Origin of the sequence: Cellulosimicrobium funkei, assembly GCF_900155925.1 — a bacterium.
Taxonomy (GTDB): domain Bacteria; phylum Actinomycetota; class Actinomycetes; order Actinomycetales; family Cellulomonadaceae; genus Cellulosimicrobium; species Cellulosimicrobium funkei.
Genome location: NZ_FTMI01000001.1, coordinates 516,167 through 541,206, shown reverse-complemented (window position 1 = coordinate 541,206; position 25,040 = coordinate 516,167). Strand labels below are relative to the sequence as shown.

At 76.5% G+C, this 25,040-nt stretch carries 23 protein-coding genes; 14 read left to right on the top strand and 9 right to left on the bottom strand.

The features are described 5' to 3' along the window. The first annotated feature begins 1 nt into the window (after position 1). From BXA05_RS02340 to BXA05_RS02320, 5 genes are all read left to right on the top strand, one after another. Positions 2 to 643 (top strand): ATP-binding cassette domain-containing protein, encoded by a 642-nt coding sequence (locus BXA05_RS02340; RefSeq protein ID WP_244550362.1) that lies wholly within the window; start codon positions 2 to 4, stop codon positions 641 to 643. Beyond that, entirely contained in the window at positions 640 to 1,809 is a 1,170-nt protein-coding gene (locus BXA05_RS02335) for a hypothetical protein (protein WP_143311007.1), read from the top strand. The genes BXA05_RS02340 and BXA05_RS02335 overlap by 4 nt, the downstream gene beginning before the upstream one ends. A 95-nt stretch (positions 1,810 to 1,904) precedes the next feature. Further along, positions 1,905 to 2,888: a diacylglycerol/lipid kinase family protein gene (locus tag BXA05_RS02330; RefSeq protein ID WP_083711277.1), complete on the top strand. Its 984-nt coding sequence runs from the start codon at positions 1,905 to 1,907 to the stop codon at positions 2,886 to 2,888. 62 nt (positions 2,889 to 2,950) lie between these two features. After that, positions 2,951 to 3,706 (top strand): UdgX family uracil-DNA binding protein, encoded by a 756-nt coding sequence (locus tag BXA05_RS02325; RefSeq protein ID WP_076403663.1) that lies wholly within the window; start codon positions 2,951 to 2,953, stop codon positions 3,704 to 3,706. A gap of 74 nt (positions 3,707 to 3,780) precedes the next feature. Next, the gene (locus tag BXA05_RS02320) at positions 3,781 to 4,506 is read left to right on the top strand and encodes a YqjF family protein (RefSeq protein ID WP_170963118.1); all 726 of its coding nucleotides are present in this window, start codon (positions 3,781 to 3,783) and stop codon (positions 4,504 to 4,506) included. 2 nt (positions 4,507 to 4,508) lie between these two features. On the opposite strand, the gene BXA05_RS02315 is transcribed toward BXA05_RS02320, so the two are convergent. The 4 genes from BXA05_RS02315 to BXA05_RS02300 all read right to left on the bottom strand — a co-directional run bounded on the left by BXA05_RS02315 (position 4,509) and on the right by BXA05_RS02300 (position 8,221). Then, positions 4,509 to 5,168, bottom strand: coding sequence for a response regulator (locus BXA05_RS02315; RefSeq protein ID WP_076403661.1), 660 nt, complete (start codon positions 5,166 to 5,168; stop codon positions 4,509 to 4,511). Continuing rightward, on the bottom strand, positions 5,165 to 6,469 hold the full coding sequence (locus BXA05_RS02310; protein ID WP_076403658.1) for a sensor histidine kinase: 1,305 nt from the start codon (positions 6,467 to 6,469) through the stop codon (positions 5,165 to 5,167). The genes BXA05_RS02315 and BXA05_RS02310 overlap by 4 nt, the downstream gene beginning before the upstream one ends. A 145-nt stretch (positions 6,470 to 6,614) precedes the next feature. After that, positions 6,615 to 7,508, bottom strand: a complete 894-nt coding sequence (locus tag BXA05_RS02305; protein ID WP_076403657.1) for a hypothetical protein — start codon at positions 7,506 to 7,508, stop codon at positions 6,615 to 6,617. Then, positions 7,508 to 8,221: an ABC transporter ATP-binding protein gene (locus BXA05_RS02300; protein WP_076403655.1), complete on the bottom strand. Its 714-nt coding sequence runs from the start codon at positions 8,219 to 8,221 to the stop codon at positions 7,508 to 7,510. The genes BXA05_RS02305 and BXA05_RS02300 overlap by 1 nt, the downstream gene beginning before the upstream one ends. A 292-nt stretch (positions 8,222 to 8,513) precedes the next feature. Here BXA05_RS02300 and BXA05_RS02295 point away from each other — a divergent pair, with 292 nt between their 5' ends. Next, positions 8,514 to 9,323: a peptidoglycan-binding domain-containing protein gene (locus BXA05_RS02295; protein WP_061267151.1), complete on the top strand. Its 810-nt coding sequence runs from the start codon at positions 8,514 to 8,516 to the stop codon at positions 9,321 to 9,323. Between the two features lie 88 nt (positions 9,324 to 9,411). Next, the gene (locus BXA05_RS02290; protein ID WP_083711273.1) at positions 9,412 to 10,083 is read left to right on the top strand and encodes a TetR/AcrR family transcriptional regulator; all 672 of its coding nucleotides are present in this window, start codon (positions 9,412 to 9,414) and stop codon (positions 10,081 to 10,083) included. 21 nt (positions 10,084 to 10,104) lie between these two features. On the opposite strand, the gene BXA05_RS02285 is transcribed toward BXA05_RS02290, so the two are convergent. The 5 genes from BXA05_RS02285 to BXA05_RS02265 all read right to left on the bottom strand — a co-directional run bounded on the left by BXA05_RS02285 (position 10,105) and on the right by BXA05_RS02265 (position 14,955). Beyond that, positions 10,105 to 10,767: a DUF4190 domain-containing protein gene (locus BXA05_RS02285; RefSeq protein ID WP_083711420.1), complete on the bottom strand. Its 663-nt coding sequence runs from the start codon at positions 10,765 to 10,767 to the stop codon at positions 10,105 to 10,107. Between the two features lie 170 nt (positions 10,768 to 10,937). Beyond that, positions 10,938 to 11,588 (bottom strand): DUF4190 domain-containing protein, encoded by a 651-nt coding sequence (locus BXA05_RS02280; protein WP_076403653.1) that lies wholly within the window; start codon positions 11,586 to 11,588, stop codon positions 10,938 to 10,940. 90 nt (positions 11,589 to 11,678) lie between these two features. Further along, positions 11,679 to 12,464, bottom strand: a complete 786-nt coding sequence (locus BXA05_RS02275) for an exodeoxyribonuclease III (protein WP_076403651.1) — start codon at positions 12,462 to 12,464, stop codon at positions 11,679 to 11,681. 59 nt (positions 12,465 to 12,523) lie between these two features. After that, positions 12,524 to 13,264: a response regulator gene (locus BXA05_RS02270; protein ID WP_083711271.1), complete on the bottom strand. Its 741-nt coding sequence runs from the start codon at positions 13,262 to 13,264 to the stop codon at positions 12,524 to 12,526. Further along, a complete protein-coding gene (locus BXA05_RS02265) occupies positions 13,261 to 14,955 on the bottom strand; it encodes an ATP-binding protein (protein WP_241005689.1) in 1,695 nt (564 codons plus the stop codon). The genes BXA05_RS02270 and BXA05_RS02265 overlap by 4 nt, the downstream gene beginning before the upstream one ends. Positions 14,956 to 15,138: 183 nt before the next feature. Between BXA05_RS02265 and BXA05_RS02260 the strand changes: the two genes are divergently transcribed. From BXA05_RS02260 to BXA05_RS02230, 7 genes are all read left to right on the top strand, one after another. After that, positions 15,139 to 16,209, top strand: a complete 1,071-nt coding sequence (locus BXA05_RS02260) for a Bug family tripartite tricarboxylate transporter substrate binding protein (protein WP_076403647.1) — start codon at positions 15,139 to 15,141, stop codon at positions 16,207 to 16,209. Then, complete coding sequence (locus BXA05_RS19510; protein ID WP_143311006.1) at positions 16,206 to 16,919, top strand: tripartite tricarboxylate transporter TctB family protein; 714 nt, start codon at positions 16,206 to 16,208, stop codon at positions 16,917 to 16,919. Before BXA05_RS02260 ends, BXA05_RS19510 begins: the two co-directional genes overlap by 4 nt. Beyond that, positions 16,912 to 18,471 carry a tripartite tricarboxylate transporter permease gene (locus tag BXA05_RS02250; RefSeq protein ID WP_043653871.1) on the top strand — a complete coding sequence of 520 codons (1,560 nt, stop codon included), beginning with the start codon at positions 16,912 to 16,914 and terminating at the stop codon, positions 18,469 to 18,471. The genes BXA05_RS19510 and BXA05_RS02250 overlap by 8 nt, the downstream gene beginning before the upstream one ends. Then, positions 18,471 to 18,869, top strand: a complete 399-nt coding sequence (locus BXA05_RS02245) for a universal stress protein (protein WP_061267146.1) — start codon at positions 18,471 to 18,473, stop codon at positions 18,867 to 18,869. Before BXA05_RS02250 ends, BXA05_RS02245 begins: the two co-directional genes overlap by 1 nt. A gap of 58 nt (positions 18,870 to 18,927) precedes the next feature. Continuing rightward, on the top strand, positions 18,928 to 19,692 hold the full coding sequence (locus tag BXA05_RS02240; protein WP_061267145.1) for an SDR family NAD(P)-dependent oxidoreductase: 765 nt from the start codon (positions 18,928 to 18,930) through the stop codon (positions 19,690 to 19,692). Positions 19,693 to 19,722: 30 nt separating this feature from the next. Further along, positions 19,723 to 20,310 (top strand): orotate phosphoribosyltransferase, encoded by a 588-nt coding sequence (pyrE, locus tag BXA05_RS02235; protein WP_021483023.1) that lies wholly within the window; start codon positions 19,723 to 19,725, stop codon positions 20,308 to 20,310. A gap of 231 nt (positions 20,311 to 20,541) precedes the next feature. Continuing rightward, a complete protein-coding gene (locus BXA05_RS02230; RefSeq protein ID WP_076403645.1) occupies positions 20,542 to 24,936 on the top strand; it encodes an HtaA domain-containing protein in 4,395 nt (1,464 codons plus the stop codon). Positions 24,937 to 25,040: the final 104 nt, after the last annotated feature.

Below are 25,040 nucleotides of genomic sequence, written 5' to 3'. Positions count from 1 at the left end.
CGTGCGCACGTCCGGTTTGTCTCACGCGTTCGACGGGACGCGCACCCTGTTTACAGGCTTGGACATGGTGCTGCGACCAGGTGAGGTCGTGGGGCTGGTCGGCCCGTCGGGCTCGGGCAAGTCCACGCTGCTCAGCCTGCTCGCAGGCTGGGTGACGCCTCGGGCGGGCACGATCGAGCGGGTCGGGGTCGATCACACGGGCTGGGTGTTCCAGAATCCGCACGGGGTGGCAGGGCGGGCGGCCCTGGACCACGTGGTGCTGCCGTTGCTGGCACGGGGGGCCCGACGCCGCGACGCGGAGACCCAGGCGCTGGAGGTCCTGGACCGGTTCGCGCTCGCGCCGGTCGCGGGCCGGCCCTTCCGCGCGCTGTCGGGCGGAGAGGCGCAGCGGCTCATGCTCGCGCGTGCGGTCGCGATCGCTCCGGACCTGCTGCTCGTGGACGAACCGACCGCGCAGCTCGATCTCGCGACCGCCGGGACCGTGAACGATGTCCTCGAGGGGATCGCGCAGCAGTCCTCGATCGTCGTCGTCGCGACGCACGACCCGAACACGCGCGACGCGTGCACGCGCATCGTCGATCTCGCGGACCACCAGGAGGAAACGTCCCGCCTCGCGGCGCAGCGGGACGGAGGGGCGGGATGACCACCACCCCGCCCGCAGCGACGGCTCCGCCCACGAACGTGCCTGCCTCCACGCCCGCTGGGATACCCGACCAGACCCCGCCGCGCCGTCGTCGGTCGATGCGGGCCGGGTCGACGATGTCCGAAGCGTGGCGCAACGTCCTGACCGGCACCACACGTGCGGCGCCGTACGCCGTCGTGCTGCTGCTCGCCGTCGGCGTGCTCGCCGCGGTGGATGTGCGTGCGGTGGTCGACGTCGTCCGCGGCGCGCAGGACTTCCGCGACGCCGGTGCGAGCGTGCAGGTGCTCGAGTCGCCCGAACACGTGGACGCGGTGCGGTGCGAGGCGCTGACCCAGATCGCCGGGGTGCGCGCCGCCGGTGCACTGCGTGCGGGCGAGCCGGTTCGTGCTCTGAACCTCCCGGGGTCAGAACTCTCCACCTACGAGATCACTCCCGGCCTGGCGCGCGTTCTCGACCCGTCGGCCACGACCGCCTCCGGCGTGTGGCTGGCGAGCGATCTCGCAGAGGCGCTCGGCATCCGCGCTGGCGACCAGATCGCGACCAGTACGGGGACGGCCGTCGTCGCGGGCGTTTACCCCTACCCCGACGACGGCCGGGTCCGCACGCTCGGCTACACCTTGCTCGCCCCGGTACCGGCCACCGGGTCCTTCGACGCGTGCTGGGCCGAGATCTGGCCCGCCGATGCGACCACGGCCGCCTACCTACGCACCGCTCTCGTGCCCGACCCGTCCGGTGAGACCAGGCCCACCCAGAGCCAGCTCAACGCTCGCCTCGGCACCAGCTATGATGCGCCGGCCCTGCTCGCCGAGCGCCTGACCCGGCATGCCCCGGTCGCCGCGCTCGCCGTCGGGATCGCCTTGGGCTACACCGCGATCCGCTCCCGTCGCCTCGAGCTCGCCGCCGCCCTGCACGCCCGCGTCCCGCGACCTGCACTCGCTTGGCAGGCCCTGCTCGAGACGCTCGCGTGGACACTCGCCGCCACCACCGTCGCCGCCACCGCACTGTGGTGGGTCGCCGCCTGGGAGAACCCTGACCTCGGCATCGAGACCTGGGCCACGGGCGCGCGGTCCCTGGCCGCCGGCGCGGTCGGCACCTTCCTCGGCGCCCAGACCGCCGTCCTCACCACGCGAGAGAAGCACCTCTTCCGCTATTTCAAGGAGCGATAGGCCGCAGCCCGTCCCACCACCCGGCTCCCGTTCGTCAACGAGCAGTCTCGGCCGGAGCCCGGGCGGACAGCGCGCCGCCAGGACATACTCGGTCCGTGCCGACCGACGAGACGACCTCTTCCGCGACCACCTCCGCGCAGCGGCGGCCCGACGACGTCCCGCGCCGCTCCGCGGTCATCGTCAACCCGAACCGCGTCGAGGGGCTCGACGCGCTGCGCGAGCTCATCGTCGCGCGCCTCACGGACGCCGGGTGGCCCGAGCCCGCGTGGCTCGAGACGACGGCCGAGGACCCGGGGACGGGCCAGGCGCGCCAGGCCGTCGAGGACGGCGCCGAGGTGGTCTTCGTGAGCGGCGGGGACGGCACGGTCCGCGCCGTCGTCGAGGGGCTCGCGGGCACCGACGCCGCGCTGGCGATCCTGCCGGGCGGCACGGGGAACCTGCTCGCCGCCAACCTCGGGGTCCCGTCGGACGCCGAGGAGGGGATCCGGCTCGTGCTGCGGGGCGGCCGGCGCACGATCGACGTCGGGGTGGCCGACGGGCAGACGTTCGCGATCATGGCGGGCATGGGCCTCGACGCCGCGATGATGCAGGACGCGCCGACGGCGCTCAAGGCCCGCGCGGGCTCGATCGCGTACGTCTTCTCCGCGCTCAAGCACCTCGCCGACGACGAGATGCACGTCGAGGTCACCGTCGACGGGCGGACGCGCCGCCGCCGGGCGCGCACCGTGGTCATCGGGAACGTCGGACGGCTCCAGGCCGGGACGAACCTCCTCCCGGACGCGGAACCCGACAACGGCCAGCTCGAGGTCGCGATCTTCGCGCCCCGGAACCTCAAGCACTGGGTCCAGCTCCTGTGGGGCGTGGTGCGCGGCAAGAGCCGGGTGCCGAGCCGCGAGGTCGTGCGGGGGCGTGAGGTGTCCGTCGTGTCCGACCGGCCGCAGCCCCGCCAGCTCGACGGCGACGTCATCGATCCGGACGAGCGCCTCGACGTCAGTGTGCGACCGGACGCCCTGCACGTGTGCGTCTACCACCCCGAGGAGTCCGAGGACCTCACGCGCGGTGCTCCCGGCAACCGCTGAGCCTGTTCTGACCGGTGCGCCGACCTCGTGCGAGGGCGAGCGCGCGGGAGCACCGTAGGGCCATGAGCCCACGACCGCCCGAGCGTCCCGGCGCGCAGGAGTGGCTGCCCCGCGGCCGCGCCGTGCACGACGTCGAGGCGCTCGACAGGGCGGCGCACGACTGCCACGGGTGCGAGCTCTGGGCGGACGCGACGCAGGTCGTGTTCTCGCGCGGGCCGCACGACGCGCGGCTCGCCCTCGTCGGCGAGCAGCCCGGCGACCACGAGGACCGCGAGGGCGAGCCGTTCGTGGGCCCGGCCGGGCGCCTCCTCGACGACGCCCTCGACGCGGCCGGGCTCGCGGCCGACGACGTGTACCTGACGAACGCGGTCAAGCACTTCCGGTTCGAGCAGCGGGGCGGGCGCCGCCTGCACAAGAGCCCGGACGTCGCCCACGTCCGTGCGTGCCTGCCGTGGCTCACCGCCGAGGTCGCCGCCGTGGGGCCGCGCGTCGTCGTCGCGATGGGCGCGACCGCGGGGCGCGCCGTCCTGGGGCGGCCCGTGCGCGTGACCGCCGAGCGGGGACGGGTCCTCGACCTCGGCGACGCGGAGCCGGCGTCGCCGTTCTCCCCGGGCGCACCCGGCGGCGGTGGGCGCTCCGAGCCGCCCGACGGCGCCCGCCCGCCTCGGCCGACGGACGCGCCGCGCGTCGTCCTCACCACCCACCCGTCCGCGCTGCTGCGCGTACGTGACCGCGCCGAGCGCGAGGCGGCGTTCGCCGCGCTCGTCGACGACCTCCGCCTCGCGGCCGACGCGGCCGACGCGGCGGGCACGCGGTGAGCGACCACCCGAGCGCGCCCGGTGCGGGGCGGGGCACGCCGCCCGGCGCGTCGCCGCACCCGACACCGCGGGTGGTGGTGAACGCCCAGCGCTGGGAGGCCCTGACGTTCCTGCACTGGCCTGTCGACCCGGCCGTCGTGCAGGGCTGGCTCCCGCCCGACCTCACCGTGCAGCAGGCGGGTGGGACGACGTGGCTCGGGGTGGTCCCGTTCCGCATGGCGGGCGTCCGGGTCCCGCCGCTGCCGCCGCTGGGCGCGTGGTCGGCGTTCCCCGAGCTCAACGTCCGCGTGTACGTGCGCGACCGTGCGGGCACCGAGGGCGTGTGGTTCCTCGGCCTGTGGGCGACGTCGCGCGCGTTCGTCGCCGCGACGCGCGCGGCCGGCGTCCCGTACCACCCGGCCCGCGCGGCGGTGCACGCGCGCGGCGACCGGGCCGGGGCGCCGTCCGCGGTGCGCTACCGGTTCCGGTCCGACGGCCGCGGGCCCCTGCGCGTGCCGCACGAGCACCCGGGGCTGCGCGACCTCTCCCTGCACGCCGAGGTGCGCGCGCACGAGGAGGTGGACGCGTCGTCGGGCCTCGTGCGGTGGCTCACGGCACGGTGGTCCGCGTACGGCGCGCGGGCCGGGCGGCTGTGGCGGTTCCCCGTCGTGCACGAGCCGTGGACCCTGCGACGCGGAACCCTCGACGTCCTCGACACCGACCTGCTCGACCGCCTCGGGCTGCCCCCCGCGGACCCGCCGCTCGTGCACGTCGCCGCGCCGGTGCACGCCCGGTTCGCGGTCCCGCGGCCGGTGGGCTGAGGTCAGGCGGCCGGGTCGACGATCCCGTGCCGGAACGCCCACACGACGAGCTGCACGCGGTCGCGCGCGCCCGTCTTCGTCATGGCCCGGCTCAGGTGCGACTTCACGGTGCTCGGCTCGAGGAACAGCGCCGTCGCGATCTCCGCGTTCGACGACCCCCGGCACAGCAGCGTCACGATGTCGAGCTCGCGCGGCGTGAGGAGCGCGGCCGCGTCGTCGTCCCGCGACACCGGGGCACGACGCCGCGCGAACTCGCCGAGCACGCGGCGCGTGAGCGACTGGTCCACGAGGCCGTCGCCCGACGCGACGCGGCGGACGGCGTCCACGAGCACCTCCGGCTCCGCGTCCTTGAGCAGGAACCCGCTCGCCCCGGCCTCCAGCGCCCCGAACACGTAGTCGTCGAGGTCGAACGTGCTCACCACGAGCACCGGCACCGGGTCCGCGACGTCGGGCCCGGCGAGCGCGCGCGTGGCCGTGATGCCGTCGCCGCCGGGCATGCGCACGTCCATGCACACGACGTCGGGGCGCTCGCGGCGCGCGACCCGCACGGCGTCCGCGCCGTTCGACGCCTCGCCGACGACCTCCAGGCCCTCGCTCTCGAGGATGACGGTGAAACCGGCGCGGACGACGGCCTGGTCGTCCACCAGCACGACGCGTGTCACGAGGCCTCCTGGGCGGGGGTGCGGGGGTCGCGCGCGGGCGCGCGGGGGACGGTCAGCCGGACGAGCCACGCGCCGTCGGGCGTGCGCCGCGCGTCGAGCGTGCCGCCGAGCACGGCCGCGCGCTCGCGCATCCCGACGAGGCCGTGGCCCGGTCGCGCGTCCTGCGGGGGAGCGACGCGACCGGCGGGGTTGCGCACGGTGACGACGACGGCCGCCGGGCTCCACGCGAGCCGCACCGCGACCGGTCGCCCGGGTGCGTGCCGCCGCGCGTTGGCGAGCGCCTCCTGCAGCACGCGGTAGACGGCGATCTGCGCGGTGGGCGCGGGCTCCCAGGGCTCGCCCTCGGTCTCGACGGTGACCGTCGTGCCCGCCGCGCGCGCCGTCTCGAGGAGCGCGGGGAGGTCGGCGAGCGTCGGCTGCGGGGCCTCGCGCTCGTCGCCCTCGTCGTCGCGCCCGCGCAGGATGCCGACCACGAGGCGCAGGTCGTCGAGGGTCTCGCGGCCCTGCGACCGGATCCAGCGCACCGACTCCTTGGCGCGCTCCGGGTCGGCGTCGACGAGCCGTTCCGCCGCGGACGCCTGCACGACGATGCCCGAGAGGTGGTGGGCCGCGACGTCGTGCAGCTCGCGCGCCATGCGGGCACGCTCCTCGAGCACCGCCTGCGCGGCGAGCGCCTCGCGCTCGCGCTCGGCGCGCACCACGCGGTCGCGCAGCTCGGCGACGAGCTCGCGCCGCGTCGCGACGTACGAGCCGACGAGCGCCGCGCCCACGAACGTGAGGACTGCCGAGAGCAGCGCGCCCCCCACCTGGAGCGCGTGCTGCGCGGGCCCGGCCCCGGCGGGGACACCGAACCCGCCGAGCGCGAAGACGAGCAGGACCTGCGCGAGCGCCGCGAGCGCCGGCGCCCCGAGGCGCGCGCGGCGGGGCGCGTAGGCCCCGGCGGAGTAGGCGGCGACGAGCGTCGCCGGGGCCTGGAACCCGACGTACGGCGGCAGGAGGGCGGTGATCGCCACCTGCGCGACGACGGTCAGCGTGAGGCAGACCAGCGGCGCCCGACGGCGGAGCACGAGCGCCGCGGCCTGGCCGACGACGAGCGCGAGCACGGTCGCGCGCACGCCCGGACTGATCAGGCTCTCCCCCGGCGCGCCGAACGTGGCCCCGACCTCCGTCGCGAGGACGCGCTCGATGCCGAGGAACAGCACGACGGTCGCGAGGGCGACCACACCGGCCAGCACGGCGTCGCGGCCGGTGTCGGTGCGGACGCCGACCCGGTCGAGCGCGCGGCGCAGGGTCTCGGTCACGGTCCTCCTCCAACGGGCGACGGGTGCGGGGACGGGGTGCGCCGTCGGGCCCGCCCACCCTACGGGGCGGGCGGGCCGACGGCGCCGTGCGGCTCCCGGCCTGTGGACGACCGGGTCGTCGCGTCGGGAGCGGGACGGGCTGTGGTCAGACGAGGTCGCGCCGGCGCAGGCTCACGGCGCCCCCGCCGAGCAGGACCGCGGCCCAGGCCGCGAGCCCGGTGAGGGCGGCGAGCGCGCCGAGCGGGGCCGCGCCGCCGAGGAGCGTCGCGGCGGACCCGCCGGTCGACGCGAGCGCGCCCAGCCCGAGCGGGAGCCACTCGGCCGCGGCCGAGTCGCCGCCGGACAGGAGCGTCACCGCGCCGCGGACGATCGGCTCGGCGAGCGCGAGCGCGGCGACCGTGACGACGCCCGCGACCTGGCCGCGCACGAGGGTGCCGATGCCGAGCCCGAGCCACGCGAGCAGGACGAGCACCGCGAGCCCGCGGGCCCAGACGCCGAGGACGTCGCCGGGGCCGAGCGCGAGGCCCGCGCCCGGCGTCGTGACGATCGCGACGAGCAGGCCCAGGGCGCCCAGGAGGGCGAGGACGACGCCCACGCCGAGCGCGACGGTCGCGGTCGCGCCCGCCTTCGCGCCGAGGATGCGCAGCCGCGACGGCTGGACGAGCGCCGTGGGCACGATGCCGCCCGTGCGGAAGTCGGTCGTCACGGCGAGCACGCCGAGCAGGAGCATGCACACGGTCGCGACGCCGACGGAGCCGGAGCCGCCGAGGCCGGTGCCGAGGAGGTCGAGCATCGAGCGCTGGAACGCGGGCTGCGAGACGTCGGCGAGCGCGCCGAGGTCCGGCGCGAGCTCGGCCACCATCTCGGGCGGGGCCTGGAGCCCGACGGTCGTGCCGCCGCCGGCCGCGTCGGCGCTGCGCAGGATCGTGGGGAGCAGCAGGGTGAAGGACTGGACGACGAGCATCCCGGCGACGGCGACGGCCGCGACGACCCACGTCGCGCGGGTCGTGCGGAGCTTGAGCATCTCGGCGCGGTACATCAGCGCACCCCTTCGGTCGTGGCGGTCAGGTCGAGGTAGAAGTCCTCGAGGGACTCCCCGTGCAGCAGCTCGTCGAGCGGCCCCTCCGCGACGACGCGCCCCTGCCCGACGACGACAAGGTCGTCCGCGACCTGCCGCACCTCGGACAGCACGTGGCTCGCGAGGAGCACGGTGCCGCCGTCGTCGGCGAACGCGCGGACGAGGTCGCGCAGCCAGCGCATCCCGGCGGGGTCGAGACCGTTCGCGGGCTCGTCGAGGACGAGGACCTCCGGGTCGCCGAGCAGCGCGGCCGCGATCCCGACGCGCTGCCGCATCCCCAGCGAGTACGTCCGGACACGGCGGTCTGCGGCGGGGGTCATGCCGACGAGCGCGAGCACCTCGTCGACGCGACGCGCCGGGATCCGGCCGGCGGACGCGAGCACGCGCAGGTGGTCGCGGCCCGTGCGTCCCGGGTGCAGGCCGCCCGCGTCGAGCAGCGCGCCGACGGTGCGGGCCGGGTGCGTCAGGTCCGCGAACGCGCGGCCGTCGAACGTCGCGGTGCCCGCGGTCGGGGCCGCGAGCCCGAGCAGGACGTGGAGCGTGGTCGTCTTGCCCGCGCCGTTCGGGCCGAGCAGCCCGACGACGCGGCCCGGCGCGGCGGTGAACGTCACGTCGTGCACGGCGTCGAACGCCCCGTACGCCTTGCGCAGCCCGGAGACGTGGATGGTGGTCATGCCGGTCCCTCCCTCGTGCGTCCCGCACGGGCCTCCCGTGCGGTGCCCCACCAGGCTGTCGCGCGGGCCCCCGCCGGGTCTTGCGGCGCAGGGCGGAACCTGCGTTGCGACCTCCGTGGGAGGCGCGGCGCCGCCCCGCTGGACCGGGGGAGCCGTGGCGGGTATCGCCGCAGGTGAGGGCGTCGGGCGTGACACACGAGCCGGGATGGGGCAGGGTGGACGTCCACCCGATCGCCCTGGTGGGCAGCGTGTCGCGCCGTCCGCCCCCTCGACAGCCCCGGAAGGAGGCGACGTGCGCCGACGCCACGACCGGTCCGGACCCGCCGAGCGGGACCGCACCGCCCCCCTCCAGCGGCCCGCGCGCCGCACCGCCACGCCGTGGGTCACGGTTGCCGCCGGCGCCGGGGCGGTGACGCTCGTCGTCGCCGTCGCGGGCATGGTCGGTGCCGCGACGGGCGGTGGCGAGGCGGTCGTCGTCGGCGGGGTCTCCGCCGAGGGCGGCGCGAACGGCGAGGACGCGGTCCCCGCGGTCACGCCGCGCCCCGACACCCCCCGCCCCGAGGTGACCCGCATCCCTCCGCCCGACGCGGCGGACGGCACGTCCGACGACGCGCGCCCGGCCCCGTCCCCGCGCCCGTCCGCGAGCGGCCCGGGAGAGCAGGCCGCGCCCGGCGCGCCCTCGCCCACCACCGAGCCCGCGCCCGCTCCCACCGCGTCCGAGCCGACCCCGGGACCGACCGCGCCCACCCCCACGCCCTCCCCGACGACCGACCCCGGCACGGCGTCCGTCTCGTGGGTCCAGGAGCGGCTCCGCGTGCACGGTGCCGACGTCGCCGTCACGGGGACGATGGACGACGCCACGCGCACCGCGCTGCGGTCGTTCCAGAAGGCGCACGGCCTCACGCCCGACGGCACCGTCACCGCGGCGACCGCCGAAGCCCTGCGGGCCGCGCCGCCCGACGTCGAGGACCCCACCGGACCTGGCCCGACGCCCCCGGCCGAGCCCGCGCCGACGCCCTCCGCCGACCGGCCGTCGGTCGCGGTGCCCGGGCCGTCGTCGAGCGCCGACGAGCCCGCCCCGACGCTCGCCCCCGCACCCTGAACCTCCTCCGCCCGGGCGCGGGCACCCCGCCGGGCCGCACCGCGGTCGGTAGGGTGTGCCCTCGTCGGACGACGGACGGAGCAGTGCCATGACGAGCGCGGCCATCGGCGCCGGGCAGGACCCCACGGGCTCCCGCCGCGCCGCGGCGCCCGACCCCGCCCGCGGGTACGCGAAGGGACGCGCCAAGCGTGAGGAGATCCTCCAGGCGGCCGTCGTGCTCTTCGGCGAGGTCGGCTTCCACGCCGCGTCGCTGCGCGAGCTCGCGTCCCGAGTCGGCATGTCCCACCCCGGGCTGCTCCACCACTTCCCGACGAAGGCGGCGCTCCTCGAGGCGGTGCTCGACCACCGGGAGACCGTCGACCGCGCCGACCTCGAGGAGGACCTCGCGCGCGGGACCGACTTCTTCGACGCGCTCGTGCGGCTCGTCGAGCGCAACGCCCTGCGCAGGCCCATCGTCGAGCTGTTCACGGCGCTCGCGGCCGAGGCGACGTCGCCCGACCACCCGGCGCACGCGTACTTCGTCGAGCGCTACGAGTCCACGGTCGCGCGCATCGGCGAGCAGCTGTCCCGGCGCGCCCGGGCGGGCGGCCTGCGCGACGGCGTCGAGCCGGAGGTCGCGGCCCGCCAGCTCGTCGCGCTCATGGACGGTCTGCAGGTCCAGTGGCTGCTGTCCCTCGACCGCCCGCGGCCCGAGCGCGTCGACATGGCCGCGGACCTGCGCGCGTACCTGCGCCTCGTGCTGTCCGACGCCGAACGCTGACGGCGCGGTCCGCCCGGGACGTCAGCCGATCAGGTCCGCCGGGAGCGGGGCCTCGCTGCTCGCCAGGCACAGCCCCGTGCGGTCGCCGCCGCGCCAGGACGCCTCGGTCGGTGCCCACACCACGAGCCGCACGTCCTCCGGGGCATCCGGACCGAGGGTCTCGGGCGTGCACACGCGCGCCACGCGGCGGTCCACGGCGTCCTGGCCGGGCCAGACCTCGTCCGCGCCCAGGTCGGTGCGCCCGACGACCTGCGCACGGTGCTCGTCGGCGCACGGGACGGCGCGCACGCGCGACACCTCGCCGTCGGGCGGGAGCTCGTCGAGGCACGTCCCCAGCACGAGCTGCACCGCGCTCACCGTGCGGGGTGCGTCCACGTCGCCCGCGAGCGGCGTGCGCGCCTGCTCGCCCTGCCACCAGGCGATCCCGCCCACCACCCATCCGAGCGTCGCGACGGCGCCGAGCACCATCCCGGTCACGGCCAGGCCGCGTCCGCGGGTGCCGCGGGAGCGGACGCGCGACAGGGCCGCGGCGCCGAGGCCGACCCCGACCGGCCCGAGCACCACGCCCGCGGGCACGCTCGCGACGGCGAGCGGCTCGACGCCGGGCGTTGCGGGCTGCCACCCGGGCGCGTAGTACGTCTCGGGGGCGAAGCCGGGCCGGTCCCCGGGCCCGGGCGGCGGCACGGGTGCCGCCGCACCGGAGGGGCCGTGCGGCGTCGGGCCGGGCCGGGGCGCTCCGGCTTCCGCGGCGCGAGGCTCCGCGGCCCCGGGCGCTCCCGAGGGGGGCGGGACGGGCGGGCGTCCCGAGGGCCCGGACGCGGCGTCGCCGGGCGGGGCGAAGAGGTCGTCGTCGCTCACGGTGCCGAGTCCCCGAGCGTGCCGGCGAGGACCACGAGCATCGCGAACGCCGTGCCGACCGCGCCGACGACGATCCCGGTCACCGCGAAACCGCGCCCGCGCGTGCCGTCGCGCATGACCTGGTTGAGCGCCACGATGCCCAGCACGAGGCCGACGAGGCCGGGGAAGCCCGCGCAGAGCACGAGGCTCGCGATCGACACGATCATGGACGCGAGCGCGAGCCCGTTGGTCCGCGGCGGGGGCGCGTAGGGCGCGCCGTACGGCGGCGGGTAGCCCCCGTAGCCCGGCGCCGGGTACGCCGCGGGTCGGGGCGGCGCCGCGTACCCGGGCGTCCCGCCGTACGACGGCGTCGCCCCGGGGGCGTAGGGGGAGCCGGGGCCGTAGGGGGACCCGGCGGGCGCGGCCGGCGCGCCGTACGGGGCGCCGGCGCCCGACGTGCTCCCGTACCCGCTCCCGCCGCCCGGCGTGCTCCCGTACCCGCCCCCGGCGCCCGACGGCGCGACGAACCCGCCGTCGTCCGGCGCGGCGGGGGCGTCCTCGGTGGGCGGGTGGTACGGCGTGAGCGGCGGCTGGTGCGGACGCCGCGGGGCGTACGGGTCGGCGGGCTCGTCGGGGGACCCGTACGGAGGGACGGGTGGCGTCGTCATGGACACACCGTAGCGAGGGGACGCGCCCTGCCCGGCCCGGACCCGCGGCGCCGACCCGCGGCCCGAGCCCGACGGCGGACGCCCCGGAGGTCAGCCCGCCAGGTCGACGACGACCGGCACGTGGTCCGACGCGCCCTTGCCCTTGCGCTCGTCGCGGTCGATCGTCACGCCCGTGACGCGCGCGCGGGCGGCGGGCGACAGGTACGCGAAGTCGATGCGCATGCCCTCGTTCCGCGGGAACCGCAGCCGCTGGTAGTCCCAGTAGGTGTAGGTGCGCTCGGCGGGGATCGCCTCGCGCGTGACCTCGGTGTACCCGGCGGCGCCGAACGCGGCGAAGGCGTCCCGCTCGGCGGGGGTGACGTGCGTCTTCCCGGCGAAGTACGCGACGTCCCACACGTCGGTGTCGAGCGGCGCGACGTTCCAGTCCCCGACGAGCGCGACCTGCGCCGCCGGGTCGGCGGCGAGCCAGCCCGCGGCCTGCGCGCGCAGCTCGTCGAGCCAGCGCAGCTTGTAGGCGTAGTGCGGGTCGCCGACCTCGCGCCCGTGCGGCACGTAGAGGCTCCACACGCGCACGCTCCCGCACGTCGCGCCGAGCGCGCGCGCCTCGACCTTGTCGCCGAACGCGGGCTGCCCGGGGAACGACGTCTCGACGTCGTCGAGGCCCACGCGCGAGACGACGGCGACGCCGTTCCACTGGTTCACGCCGACGTGCGCGACCTCGTACCCGGCCGCCTCGAACGGCGCGACGGGGAACTGCGCGTCCGTGCACTTGGTCTCCTGGAGCGCGAGGACGTCGGTCCCCGTCCGCTCGAGGAACGCGACCGCGCGGTCGACGCGGGCACGGACGGAGTTGATGTTCCAGGTCGCGAGGCGCACGGGCCCCACCGTACGGCGTCGCGGGCGCGACCCGCAGCGACCCGCAGCGGCCCCGACGGTCAGGCGGGCCGGTAGCCGTTTTCCGGTCGCCCGGCCGCGCCGTACCGGGGTGCGACGTCGGCGCGCCCCGTCGCGACGAGGTGCTCGAGGTAGCGGCGCGCGCTCACGCGCGACATCCCGGTCCGCGCGGCGACCTCGCCCGCCGACGCGTCGCCCGCGTCGGCGCACGCGGCCCCGAGCGCCTCGACGACGAGCCGCAGGCTGCGCTCGGACAGCCCCTTCGGCAGCGCCGCGGCCTCCGGCGTCCCGCGCCGCACGAGGCGGTCGACGGCGTCCTGGTCGAGCTCGTCGCCCGCGGTGCGCAGCGAGTCGCGCAGACGGGCGACCTCGTCGAGCCGGCCGCGCAGCGCCGCGGCCGTGAACGGCTTGACGAGGTAGTGCTGCACGCCGCCCGCCATGGCCTGGCGGACGCTCTCCAGCTCGCGCGCGGCGGTCGTCGCGACGACGTCGACGGGCGGGGACGGCCGGCGCCGGATCTGGCGCAGCACGTGCAGCCCGGTCGCGTCCGGCAGGTAGATGTCGAGCAGCACGACGTCCGGGTCGAGCACGGCGAACGCGCGCAGCGCCTCGGCCGCGGTGCGCGCCTCACCGACGACGACGAAGCGCGGGTGCGACTCGACGAAGCCGCGGTGCAGGCGCGCGATCGTCGGGTCGTCCTCGACGACGAGGACGCGCAGCCGGTCGCCCGGCGGCGCCGTGGGCGCGCCGGTGGGGGCGGGGGAGCGGCCGGCGGGGGTCACGACGCCGTCTCCGGCGTCCGGGCCCGGGCGCCCGCGGCCGCGTCGACGGGCTGCGCGGGGAGGGCCACGGCGACGCGCGCCCCGCCGAGCACGGAGGTGGTCACCTCCACCGTCCCGCCGCGGCGCGCGGCGACGCGCCGTACGAGGGCGAGGCCGATCCCGCGCCCGGGCGGGCCCGCCTTCGTGGTGTACCCGGCGGCGAAGACGTCGGCGCGCGAGCCCGCGGGGATGCCAGGCCCGTCGTCCTCGACGACGACGACCACCCGGTCGCCCGGCGTCGGGCCCGTGCCGTCGGGCGCGCGGTCGGTCACGAGCACGCGGACGCGGCCCCCGGGCCCGACGGCGTCGACCGCGTTGTCGACGAGGTTGCCGAGCACGGTGAGGGCGTCGCCGTGCAGGGCGGCGTCGTCGGGCCCCGCGGGCGCGGCGAGGTGCGCGGACGGCGACACCTCGAGGCGCGAGCCGCGCTCGCGCGTCGTCGTGGCCTTGACCAGGAGCAGCGCCGCGACCTCGGGGGAGTGGACGCCGGGCGCGACGCCCGACGCGGTGAGCAGCCCGCCGTGCCCGGCGCGCTCGATGAACGCGACGGCCTCGTCGGCCTGCCCGAGCTCCAGCAGGCCCGAGACGACGTGGAGCTTGTTGGCGAACTCGTGGGACTGCGCGCGCAGCGCGTCGGTGAGGCCGCGCGCGCCGTCCAGGTCGCGCAGGAGCGCGTGCAGCTCGGTGTGGTCGCGCAGGAGCAGCACGGTCCCGACGGCGCGCCCGTCGACGCGGGCCCGGTCGGCGCGCGCGAGCAGCACGCGCTCGCCCGCGAGGACGAGCGCGCCGCCCTCCTCGGGCCCGGCGGCGGGCGCGTCGGCGTCGTCGGCCGTCTCCGCGGTGTCGGGCACGAGCGCGAGGAGCTGCGGGTCGAGGACGTCGTGCGCGGGCCGCCCGACGGCGTCGGCCGCCGCGATCCCGAGGAGGCGCTGCGCCTCGTCGTTGACGAGCACGACCGCGCCGTCGCGGTCGAGCGCGACGACGCCCTCGGAGATGCCGTGGAGCATCGCGTCGCGCGTCTCGAGCAGCCGGCCGATCTCCTCGGGCTCGAGCCGGAAGATGCGGCGGCGCACGGCACGCGTCACGAACGCCGCGCACACGACCCCGAGCGCCGCCGCGACGCTGAGGGCCGCGAGCAGCCACCCGAGGTCGTCGGCGAGGTCGTCGGCCAGGTCGGACTCGAGGATGCCGACGCTCGCCGTCCCGACGACGTCGCCCTCGGGCCCGAACACCGGGACCTTGACGCGCCACGACTCGCCCAGCGTGCCGGTCTGCGTGCCCGTCCACACCTCGCCGGAGAGCGGGACCGACGGGTCCGTCGAGACCCTCTCGCCGATGCGGGTCGGGTCCGGGTGGGAGTACCGCACGCCCTCGTCGTCCGTGACGACGACGTACGTGACGTCGGAGGCCTCGCGGATGACCTCCGCGATCGGCTGGATCGTCGCGGCGGGGTCGTCGTCGTCGAACGCGTCGATGATCGCGGGCAGCCGCGCGACGGAGAACGCGACCGCGGTCATGCGGTCGAGGTAGGCGTCGCGGAGCTGGCGGTGCTGCAGGGTCGAGGCGACGGCCCCCGCCGACGCCACGACCAGGAGCACGATGGCGACCTGCAGCACGAGGAGCTGCACCCGGAGCGACACTGCTCGACCCACCGCACCAGTGTGCCCCAGGTCCGCCGCACCCGGGCCTCGGCCGTGACCACAACGACCGCAACCACCGGATCGACCACAACGTCCAGTACGACCGCAGCCCTCGCCGTGCCGCCCGGCGCTCCTAGGCTCCCCGGATCAGGTCGTGAGGCCCGCGCCGTTGCGGGTCCCGCTCAAGGAGGAGACATGCGATCCGTCGTCCGCCCGCGCTCCGGGCACACCGTCAGCCCGCGGCACGCTCTCACCGCGACGCTCGCCGCAGGACTCGTCCTCGGTCTCGCCGCGTGCTCGGGCCTCGAGCCCGGCGCCCCCACGACGGGCGGCTCCGGCGACGCGTCCGGCGGGGCCGCCGCGTCGGTCGACGAGCTCGCGATCGTCGTCCCGGCCGACCCCGGCGGGGGCTGGGACCAGACCGGCCGCGCGATGCAGCAGGACCTCCAGGGTTCCGGGCTCGTGCGCACCGCGACCGTCACGAACGTCGGCGGCGCCGGCGGCACGGTCGGTCTCGCGTCGCTCGCCAACACCACCGACCCCCACACGCTGCTCGTCATGGGCCTCGTCATGGTCGGCGCGGTCGAGACCAACGAGTCGCAGGCCCGCATCGAGGACACCACCCCGATCGCGCGCCTCACCGAGGAGCCCCTCGTCGTCGTCGTGCCCGCGTCGTCGCCTTACCAGACGCTCGAGGACCTCGTCGACGACGTCGTGGCGAACGGCAAGTCCGTCTCCATCACCGGCGGCTCCGCCGGCGGGGCCGACCACATCCTCGCGGGGATGCTCCTCCAAGCGGCCGACGTGCCGTCGGCCGAGGTGGGCGGGCTCCTCAACTACGTCGCCTACTCGGGCGGCGGCGAGTCGCTCGCCGCGCTGCTCGGCAACAAGGTCAGCGCCGGGATCTCGGGCGTCGGCGAGTACGCGGAGCAGGTCAAGGCCGGGACCGTCCGGGCGCTCGCGGTCTCGGGCGCCGAGCGCACGGACCTGCTGCCCGACGTGCCGACCATGACCGAGGCCGGGTACGACGTCGAGCTCACGAACTGGCGCGGCGTCGTCGCGCCGGGCGACCTCTCCGACGAGGACCGCGCCGCCCTCGAGCTGCTCGTCAGCGAGATGGTCGCGTCCGACGAGTGGCAGGCGACGCTCGAGGAGAAGGGCTGGGACGACGCGTTCCTCGTGGGCGAGGAGTTCGACGGCTTCCTCACGGAGAACATCGCCGACATCAAGATGACGCTCACCGACGTCGGGCTGGTCGCGCCGTGACCAGGCGTCGCGCCTCGCGCGACGCGCCACCCGACGCGTCGCGCGAGCCGGGGTCGTCGGAGGCTCCGTCCGCGGGGTCGTCCGCCGCGGCTCCCGAGCCAGGACCGTCCGACGCCGAGCCCCGCCCCGGGCCGGCGCCGGCGACGGCCGTCGGCGACCCCGCCGACGGCCAGGCCGCCGGGGACCCCGCAGGCGCCACCCCCGCCGCGGGTCCCCGGCGGCGACCCGGCGAGCTCGTCGTCGCCGGCGTCACCGCCGCCCTCGGGGTGTTCGTGCTCCTCGACGCGGGGACGATCGTCGTGCCGGGCTCGTCGAACACGCTCGGTCCCCGTGCGTTCCCCTACCTCGTGGGCGCGCTGCTGCTCGCCACCGGGCTCGTGCTGCTCGTCGCCGTCTGGCGGGGGCACGGCGGCCAGGAGGAGGACAGCGAGGACGTCGACCCCGACGCCCGCACCGACTGGCTGACCGTCGGTCTCCTCGGCGCGGTGCTGTTCGTCCACGTCTACGCGATCAACCTCGTCGGGTGGCCGCTCGCCGCGACGCTCCTGTTCGCCGGGGCCGCGATCGTCCTCGGCGCCCGCCCGTGGTGGCGCGCCGCCGTGCTCGGCCTCGTCCTGGCCCTGGTGATCCAGGTCCTGTTCGGGGGCGTGCTCGGGCTGTCGCTCCCGCCCGGCCCGCTCCTGGAGGGGGTGACCTGGTTCCGTGGATAACCTCACCGCGCTGCTCGACGGGTTCGCGACCGTCGTCCAGCCCGTCTACCTGCTCTACGCGCTGTTCGGCGTGTTCGTCGGGACCGCGGTCGGGGTGCTCCCCGGCATCGGCCCCGCGATGACGATCGCGCTGCTCCTGCCGCTCACGTACTCGCTCGACGCGACGGCCGCCATCATCGTGTTCGCCGGCATCTACTACGGCGGCATGTACGGCGGGTCGACGACGTCGATCCTGCTCAACACGCCCGGCGAGTCGTCGTCGATCGTCACGGCGCTCGAGGGCAACCGGATGGCCCGCATGGGCCGCGGGGCGGCCGCGCTCGCGACCGCCGCGATCGGCTCGTTCGTCGCGGGCACCATCGCGACCGTCGCCCTGACGTTCGTCGCGCCGTACGTCGCGCGCTGGGCCGTGCAGCTCGGCGAGCCCGACTACTTCGCGCTCATGGTCGTCGCGTTCGTGACCGTCGGCGCGCTGCTCGGGTCGTCGGTGCCGCGCGGCATGGCGTCCCTGTCGCTCGGCCTGTTCCTCGGGCTGATGGGCACCGACACGCTCACCGGCCAGCAGCGGTTCACGTTCGGCGTCCCGACGCTCGCCGACGGGATCGACGTCGTCATCGTCGCCGTCGGCCTCTTCGCGGTGGGCGAGGCGCTGTACGTCGGGTCGCGCCTGCGGCACGGTCCCGTGCACGTCATCCCCGTCGAGAAGGGGTGGCGCTCCTGGATGAAGCGCGAGGACTGGCGGCGCTCGTGGAAGCCGTGGCTGCGCGGGACGGCGATCGGGTTCCCCGTCGGCACCATCCCGGCGGGCGGCGCCGACGTCGCGACCTTCCTGTCGTACGCCGCCGAGCGCAGGTCCGCCGGGAAGCACAAGGACGAGTTCGGCAAGGGCGCGATCGAGGGCGTCGCGGGCCCGGAGGCGGCGAACAACGCCGCGGCGTCCGGCGTCCTCGTGCCGCTCCTCACGCTCGGCCTCCCGACGACGGCGACCGCCGCGATCATCATCGTCGCGTTCCAGTCGTACGGCATCCAGCCGGGCCCGCTGCTCTTCGAGAGCCAGTCCGCGCTCGTGTGGGCGCTCGTCGCGAGCCTCTACGTGGGCAACCTCATGCTCATCGTGCTCAACCTGCCCCTCGTGGGCATGTGGGTGAAGGTGCTCCAGATCCCGCGGCACTACCTCTACGCGGGCATCCTGCTGTTCGGCGCGCTCGGCTCGTACGCGCTGAACTTCTCCCCGGTCGACGTGCTCATCCTGCTCGTCATCGGCGCGATCGGGTTCTTCATGCGGCGCTACGGCTACCCCGTCGCGCCCATGGTCGTCGGCATGATCCTCGGGCCCATGGCCGAGGACCGCCTGCGCCGCTCGCTCGCGATCAGCCAGGGCGACCTGACGACGCTCGTCACCAGCCCGTTCGCCGCGACGGCCTACGCCCTCGTCGCCGTCGTGGTCCTCGCGGGCCTCTGGCTGCGCCGGCGCGAGCGCCGCACCGGCGCCGAGCTCGCGGCGCTCGCGGAGGACGTCCGCGTCGAGGCCCAGGACCAGGAGGTGCGCTGATGACCGTCGTCCTCGCCTACGCGCCCGGCGAGCTCGGGACCGCCGCGACGCGGGCCGCGGCCCGGGCGGCCGTCCTGCTCGGCGCCGGCGTCGTCGTGGTCAACACGACGCGCGGCGACCGGCTCGTCGACCCGCGCTGGGCCGACCACGACCAGCTCGTCGAGGTCGGCACGATCCTCGAGGAGGCGGGCGTCGAGCACGAGGTGCGGCACCTGCAGTCCTCCGCGCTGCCCGCGGAGGTCGTGCTCGGTGTCGCGGCCGAGGTCGACGCCGACCTCGTCGTCGTGGGGGTGCGGCACCGCACGCCCGTGGGGAAGCTCGTGCTCGGCTCCACCGCCCAGCAGATCCTGCTGGGCGCCGCGTGCCCCGTGCTCGCCGTCAAGCCGCCGGCCCGGTGACGCGACTCCACCCCGCCTGCGGGCGCCCGGGTCACCCGGGCGCCCGTAGGCTGTGACCATGGCGACAGCACTCATCACCGGCGCGAGCGCCGGCCTGGGTTTGGAGTTCGCGTGGCAGCTCGCCACGGCGCGGCACGACCTCGTCCTCGTGGCGCGCGACGAGGCGCGCCTCGAGGAGACCGCACGGCAGATCCGCGCCGCGGCCGGGGTGCGCGTCCAGGTGCTGCGCGCCGACCTCTCCGTGCCCGACGACGTCGCGCGCGTCGCGGAGCGCCTCGCCACGACCGGCGGCCCGGACGAGCGCCCGGTCGGCCTGCTCGTCAACAACGCGGGCTTCGCGACGCACCAGCACTTCGTCGGGGGCGACCTCGACGTCGAGCTCGAGGCGCTCGACGTCATGGTCCGCGCCGTCATGGTGCTGTCGCACGCGGCGGCGGGCCAGATGACGGAGCGCGGGCGCGGCGCGATCCTCAACGTCGCGTCGGTCGCGGCCCTCACCGCGGGCGGCACGTACGCGGCGGCGAAGGCGTGGGTGCGGTCCTTCACGGAGGGGCTCGCCGTCGAGCTGCACGGCACGGGCGTCACGGCGACCGTGCTGTGCCCCGGCTTCACGCACACCGAGTTCCACGACCGCGCCGGCATCGACAAGTCGGTGCTCCCCGACCTCGCGTGGCTCGACGCCGACCGGGTCGTCGCGGAGGCGCTCGCGGACGTCCGGCGGGGCGTCGTCATCTCCACGCCGTCGGTGCGGTACCGGGTCGCGTCGGCGGCCCTGCGCGCGATGCCGCGCTCTGCCGTCCGCGCGATCGGCAAGTACCGCTAGGCACGGGGCGGGCCCGATACCCTGGCGGTCGTGACTACCGACCCCGCCTCGACGCTCGCCTCGACCCCCCGCGAGCAGCTGCTCGGCCTCATCCGTGAGCTCGCCGTCGTGCACGGCCGCGTGACGCTCTCCTCGGGCAAGGAGGCGGACTACTACGTGGACCTGCGCCGCGTGACGCTGCACCACCGCGCGGCGCCGCTCATCGGCCACCAGCTCCTGGACCTCCTCGAGGAGCAGGGGCTCGGCACGGCGGAGATCGACGCCGTCGGCGGCCTGACGCTGGGTGCCGACCCCATCGCGACCGCCCTCCTGCACGCCGCCGCGTCCCGTGGTCAGGACCTCGACGCGTTCGTGGTGCGCAAGGCGGCGAAGGCGCACGGGATGCAGCGCCAGATCGAGGGCCCCGACGTCGCGGGCCGGCGCGTCGTCGTGGTCGAGGACACCACGACGACGGGCGGCTCGCCGATCACGGCGATCGAGGCCGTGCGCGCGGCCGGGGGCGAGGTCGCGGGCGTCGCGACGATCGTCGACCGTGCCACGGGTGCGGGCGCGAAGATCGAGGCGCTCGGCGTGCCGTACCACTACCTGTTCAGCCTGGAGGACCTCGGCCTCGCCTGAGCCCCTCCCGCTCCGTCTCCCGCCGCTCGACGCGGCGCACCGCCCCGCGGCCTCCTGGGCCGCGGGGCGTCGTCGTGGAGGGAGGAGGCGCGCGTCACATCTCGATAGGTCAGCCTTACCTTGCTTTGGTGAGGCGACCCTTATATGGTCCGTCTCGGCGGAGCGTGAGCACGCTCCCGTCTCGGTCCCGCTCCCCGCCGGGACCTCGCCCGGACCAGCACGGGAGACCTTGTGCGCACTTCATCGTCGAGACGCGTCCGACGCGCCCTCGCCTCGTTCCTCGCCGCGGCGCTCGCCGCCGGCCTCACCGTCGCCGGCACCGGCGCCCCGGCCCAGGCGGCCGCGGCCGACGTGATCGGCGGGTCGGCCACCTGGAACTTCGTCGACTCGTGGACGTCGTACGTCACGGGCGGCATCGCCCAGGGCACGATCACCCCGGCGCTCCAGGGCGGCCAGGCGTCCTACGGACCCGCGTCCGGCAGCTACGACGACGCGTCCGGGACCGGCTCCGTCCGTCTCGGCGGATCGACCCGGTACGAGGGCCACCGCGGCGCGCTCGACGTGACGATCTCCGACGTGCGGCTCGACCTCACCGGCCCGACCACGGGCGCGGTCTACGCGGACTTCGCGGGCACGGTGAACCCCGGCGCGGGGAACGACGTCAAGGTCGCCGACGTCACGGTGTCCGCGACGCGCACCGGCGACGAGGTCACGTTCGTGGCCGACGGGACCGTCGTCGGGACGCTCGGGAACGTCTCGCCGTACTTCTCGTCGTACGCGGGCAAGCCCCTGTCGACCTTGACCGCCCGCGTCGTGTCGCCCGAGCCCGTGGCGCCCGCGCAGGCGACGACGACCGCGCTCGCCGCAGCGCCCGCGGGCACGTCCGCGGCCGGGGCGAGCGTGACGCTCACCGCGACCGTCGCGCCCGCCGCCGCGGGCACGGTCGAGTTCCGCGACGGCGGCACCGCCCTCGGCACCGCTCCCGTGGCCGACGGCGTCGCGCGCCTCGAGACCGCGGCCCTCGCCCCGGGCAGCCACCAGCTGAGCGCCGCCTTCGCGCCCGCCGACCCGGCCGCGTTCGTCGCCTCGGCCTCCGCGGCCGTCGCGCACACGGTGACCGTACCCGAGCCCGAGCCCGAGCCCGAGCCCGAGCCGGAGCCCGCCGTCGACCCCGCGGTCACGGTGTCGCCGTCGGCGCCCGTCGACCCGGCGGTGGAGAACACGTTCACGATCCAGGGCACCGGGTTCGTCGGCGCGGGCGCCGCGAACGGCGCGTACGTGCTCCTCGGCGACGCCTCGATCTGGGGCGGCAGCGGCCCCCTGGTCGCGAGCGGGTGGCTCGCCCAGGGCTGGGTCATGCCGCAGCAGGTGCGCGACGGCGCGTTCACGACGACGCTGACCGTCCCGGGCGGAAAGCTCGACCCGGCGAAGCAGTACGTGGTGGCGACGTCCGCCGCACACGGCCTCTCGGTGACCGACCGCAGCCTCGACACGTTCACGCCCGTCGCGGTCCAGGGCAGCACGACGCCCGAGCCGGTCTGGGAGCCGCGGATCACCCTCTACGCCGCCGATGGCACGACCCCGCTCGGGGACGCGCCCGTCCGCCCGGACGACAGGATCGTCGTCAAGGGCTCGGGCTTCGACCCGGCCGCGAACGTCGCGCCGGCGGGCAACCGTCCGCCGATCTCCGGCGGCATCCCCGCCGGCACCTACGTGGTCTTCGGCAGCTTCGCGGCCGACTGGCGCCCGTCGGAGGGTGCCCCGTCGAGCGCGCGCACGGCCGGCTCGCAGCGGTGGGCACTCTCGTCCGCGGCCCTCGACCAGGTGGACCCGCGCTACCAGTCCGCGATCCGCGGGCAGTGGGCCGAGCTCGCGCCGGACGGCACGTTCACCGCCGAGCTCGTCGCGAGCGAGCTCGAGCGTGAGGGCGGCCGCTACGGCGTCTACACGTACGCCGCGGGCGGCACGGTCAACGCCGCGCAGGAGCTGTACGCGCCCGTCGCGTTCACGACGGAGCCCGAGGCGCCCGTGTGGGAGCCCGAGATCTCGGTGCTCGCCGCGGACGGCACGACGCCCCTCGGCGACACCCCGGTCGCAGCGGGCGACACGATCGTCGTCCGGGGCACCGGCTTCGACCCGGCGGCGAACGTCGGCGGGCGCGGCGTCCCGATCCCGGCGACGCTCCCGCAGGGCACCTACGTCGTGTTCGGGAGCTTCGCCGAGCAGTGGCGGCCGTCCGAGGGCGCCGCGGCGTCGACCCGCAAGGTCGGCTCGCAGGTGTGGGCCCTCGCCGAGCCCGTGCTCGACCAGGTCCCCGCGCAGTACCAGTCGGTGGTCCGGGCGCAGTGGGCGGACATCACGCCGGACGGCACGTTCGAGGCGCGTCTCGTCGTGAAGAACCCCGCCGCGCTCGAGGGCGGTCGCTACGGCGTCGCCACCTACGGCGCGGGCGGCGTGAGCAACGCCGCGCAGGAGCTCTTCGTCCCCGTCGCGTACGACGCGCCGGGCACGCTCACCGTCACGCCCGCGTCCACCACGGTGGAGGCCGGCTCGACGGTCCGCCTCGCCGTGCGTGGCCTCGCTGCGGACGACGCGGTCAAGGCCGTGACGCTCGGCGGCGCCCCGGCGTCGTACTCCCGTGACGGCGCGACGCTCGTGCTCACGGTCCCCGCCGACACCGCCGCCGGGCCTGTCCCCGTGGTCGTCACGTCGGAGCTCGGCCTGACCGGCAGCACCACGCTGACCGTGACCGCCCCGGTCCCCGGGGGCGAGGCGAAGTCGACCACGACGACGCTCGCGTCGTCGGCGACGTCGGTCGTCGAGGGCACGGCGGTGACGCTCACCGCGACGGTCGCGCCGAAGACCGCCGGCACGGTCCGGTTCGTCGCGGGCGGCACCACCCTGGGCACCGCGACCGTCACGGACGGTGTCGCGACGTTCCGGACGGCCCCGCTCGCCGTCGGGTCGCACGCCCTGAGCGCGACGTTCGTCCCCACGGACGCCACCGCCTACCGCGGCTCGACGTCCGCGCCGGTGACCGTCGCGGTGACCGCCACGCCGGTGACCCCGGCGCCGACGACGGCCGGCAGCCTCACGTGGGGCGTCAAGGAGTCGTTCCGCAGCTACATCGTGGGCCCGGTCGCGAAGGGCGGCGCGACGGCGACGAGCGGCGCGAGCGTCGTCGACGGCGTCTTCCGCTTCGGCCAGGCCGACGGCGGCACGTGGACCGCGTCGAGCGGCCGGGGGACGGCCCGGTACGCCGGGACGGTCCGCTTCACCGGCCACGCGGGCGCGCTCGACCTCACCCTGTCGAACCCGGTGGTCGAGATCACCGGCCCGGGCACGGGTCGCCTGCTCGCGGACGCGCGCTCCACGGGGCTGGACGGCTCGACGTTCGACCGCACGGGCGTCGCCGTCGCGACTCTGGCGCTCGGTGCGCCGACGACGAGCGCGGACGGGGCCGTGACGTTCCGCGACGCGGCCGCGACGCTCACCGCGGACGGCTCGCTCGCGTTCGTCGGCTTCTACCCGGCCGGGACCGCGCTCGACCCCGTGACGTTCACGGTCGGCGCGAAGGCGATCGCGCCCGGGGGCGGCGGCACCATCGGCGCCCCGGGCGACGGCTCGACCGGCGGGTCCGTGGACCCGGCGAAGGCGACGCTCTCGGTGGCGCAGGCTCGCCCGGGCGACGAGGTGACGATCAGCGGCGTCGGGTTCGGCGCGCGCGAGTCCGGCATCCGCACGGAGCTCCGCTCCACGCCGCGCTCGCTCGCGACGGGCACGACCGCGAACGCCGGTGGCGCCGCGAGCTCGACCGTGACGATCCCGAAGGACGTGGCCCCGGGCGAGCACACGCTCCTCCTCGTCGGTGCGGACCACACGGCGTCCGCGCCGATCACGATCGTGGGCGCCGGCACGACCGGCACCGGCTCCGGTTCCGGCAGCGCGACGGAGCAGTGCTTCGCGCAGGGCGTCAACGGCGCGACCCTCTCGTGGGGCGTGAGCGACCGGTTCAAGTCGTACGTCACCGGCCCGATCGCGAAGGGTTCGGTCTCGACGGACGGCGTGCGGGACGGCGGCTCGGCGTTCACGTGGAGCGGCGGCAAGGGCTCGTTCAACACGGACCTCGGCAAGGGCCGCGCGAGCTTCGGCGGGTCGGTGTCGTTCTCCGGGCACGAGGGCATCCTCGACCTGCGGATCAGCAACCCGCGGGTGGTCGTGGACGGGTCGTCGGGCACGCTCGTGGTCGACGTGCAGAGCAGCGACATGGAGGGCAACAAGTCCTCGTCGACCGGCGTCGCGTTCGCGAGCCTGGACCTGTCGGGGAAGAAGGCGACGTCGGACTCCACGATCACGTGGAGCGGCGTCCCCGCGACCCTCACGGCCGCCGGCGCGAAGGCGTTCGCCGGGTTCTACGAGGCCGGGACCGCGCTCTCGCCGGTGACGGTGAGCTTCCCGGTCGGCGGCGACGTCGAGTGCGACGCCTACTCGGGGGCGCTCGCCACCACCGGCTCCGACGCCGGGAGCCTCGCGCTCCTGGCCGGGACGCTGCTGCTCACCGGTGCGGCCCTCCTGGCGGTGCGCCGCCGTCGCGCGGGTCGCGTGGAGGTGGCCGCGGCCGGCTGACCCCGGTCCCCGGCACGACGACGCCCGGTCACCTCGCGGTGACCGGGCGTCGTCGTGCGTGCGGGGCCTGCGGGAGCTGGACCGGCCGGACCGGCCCGGCGTGC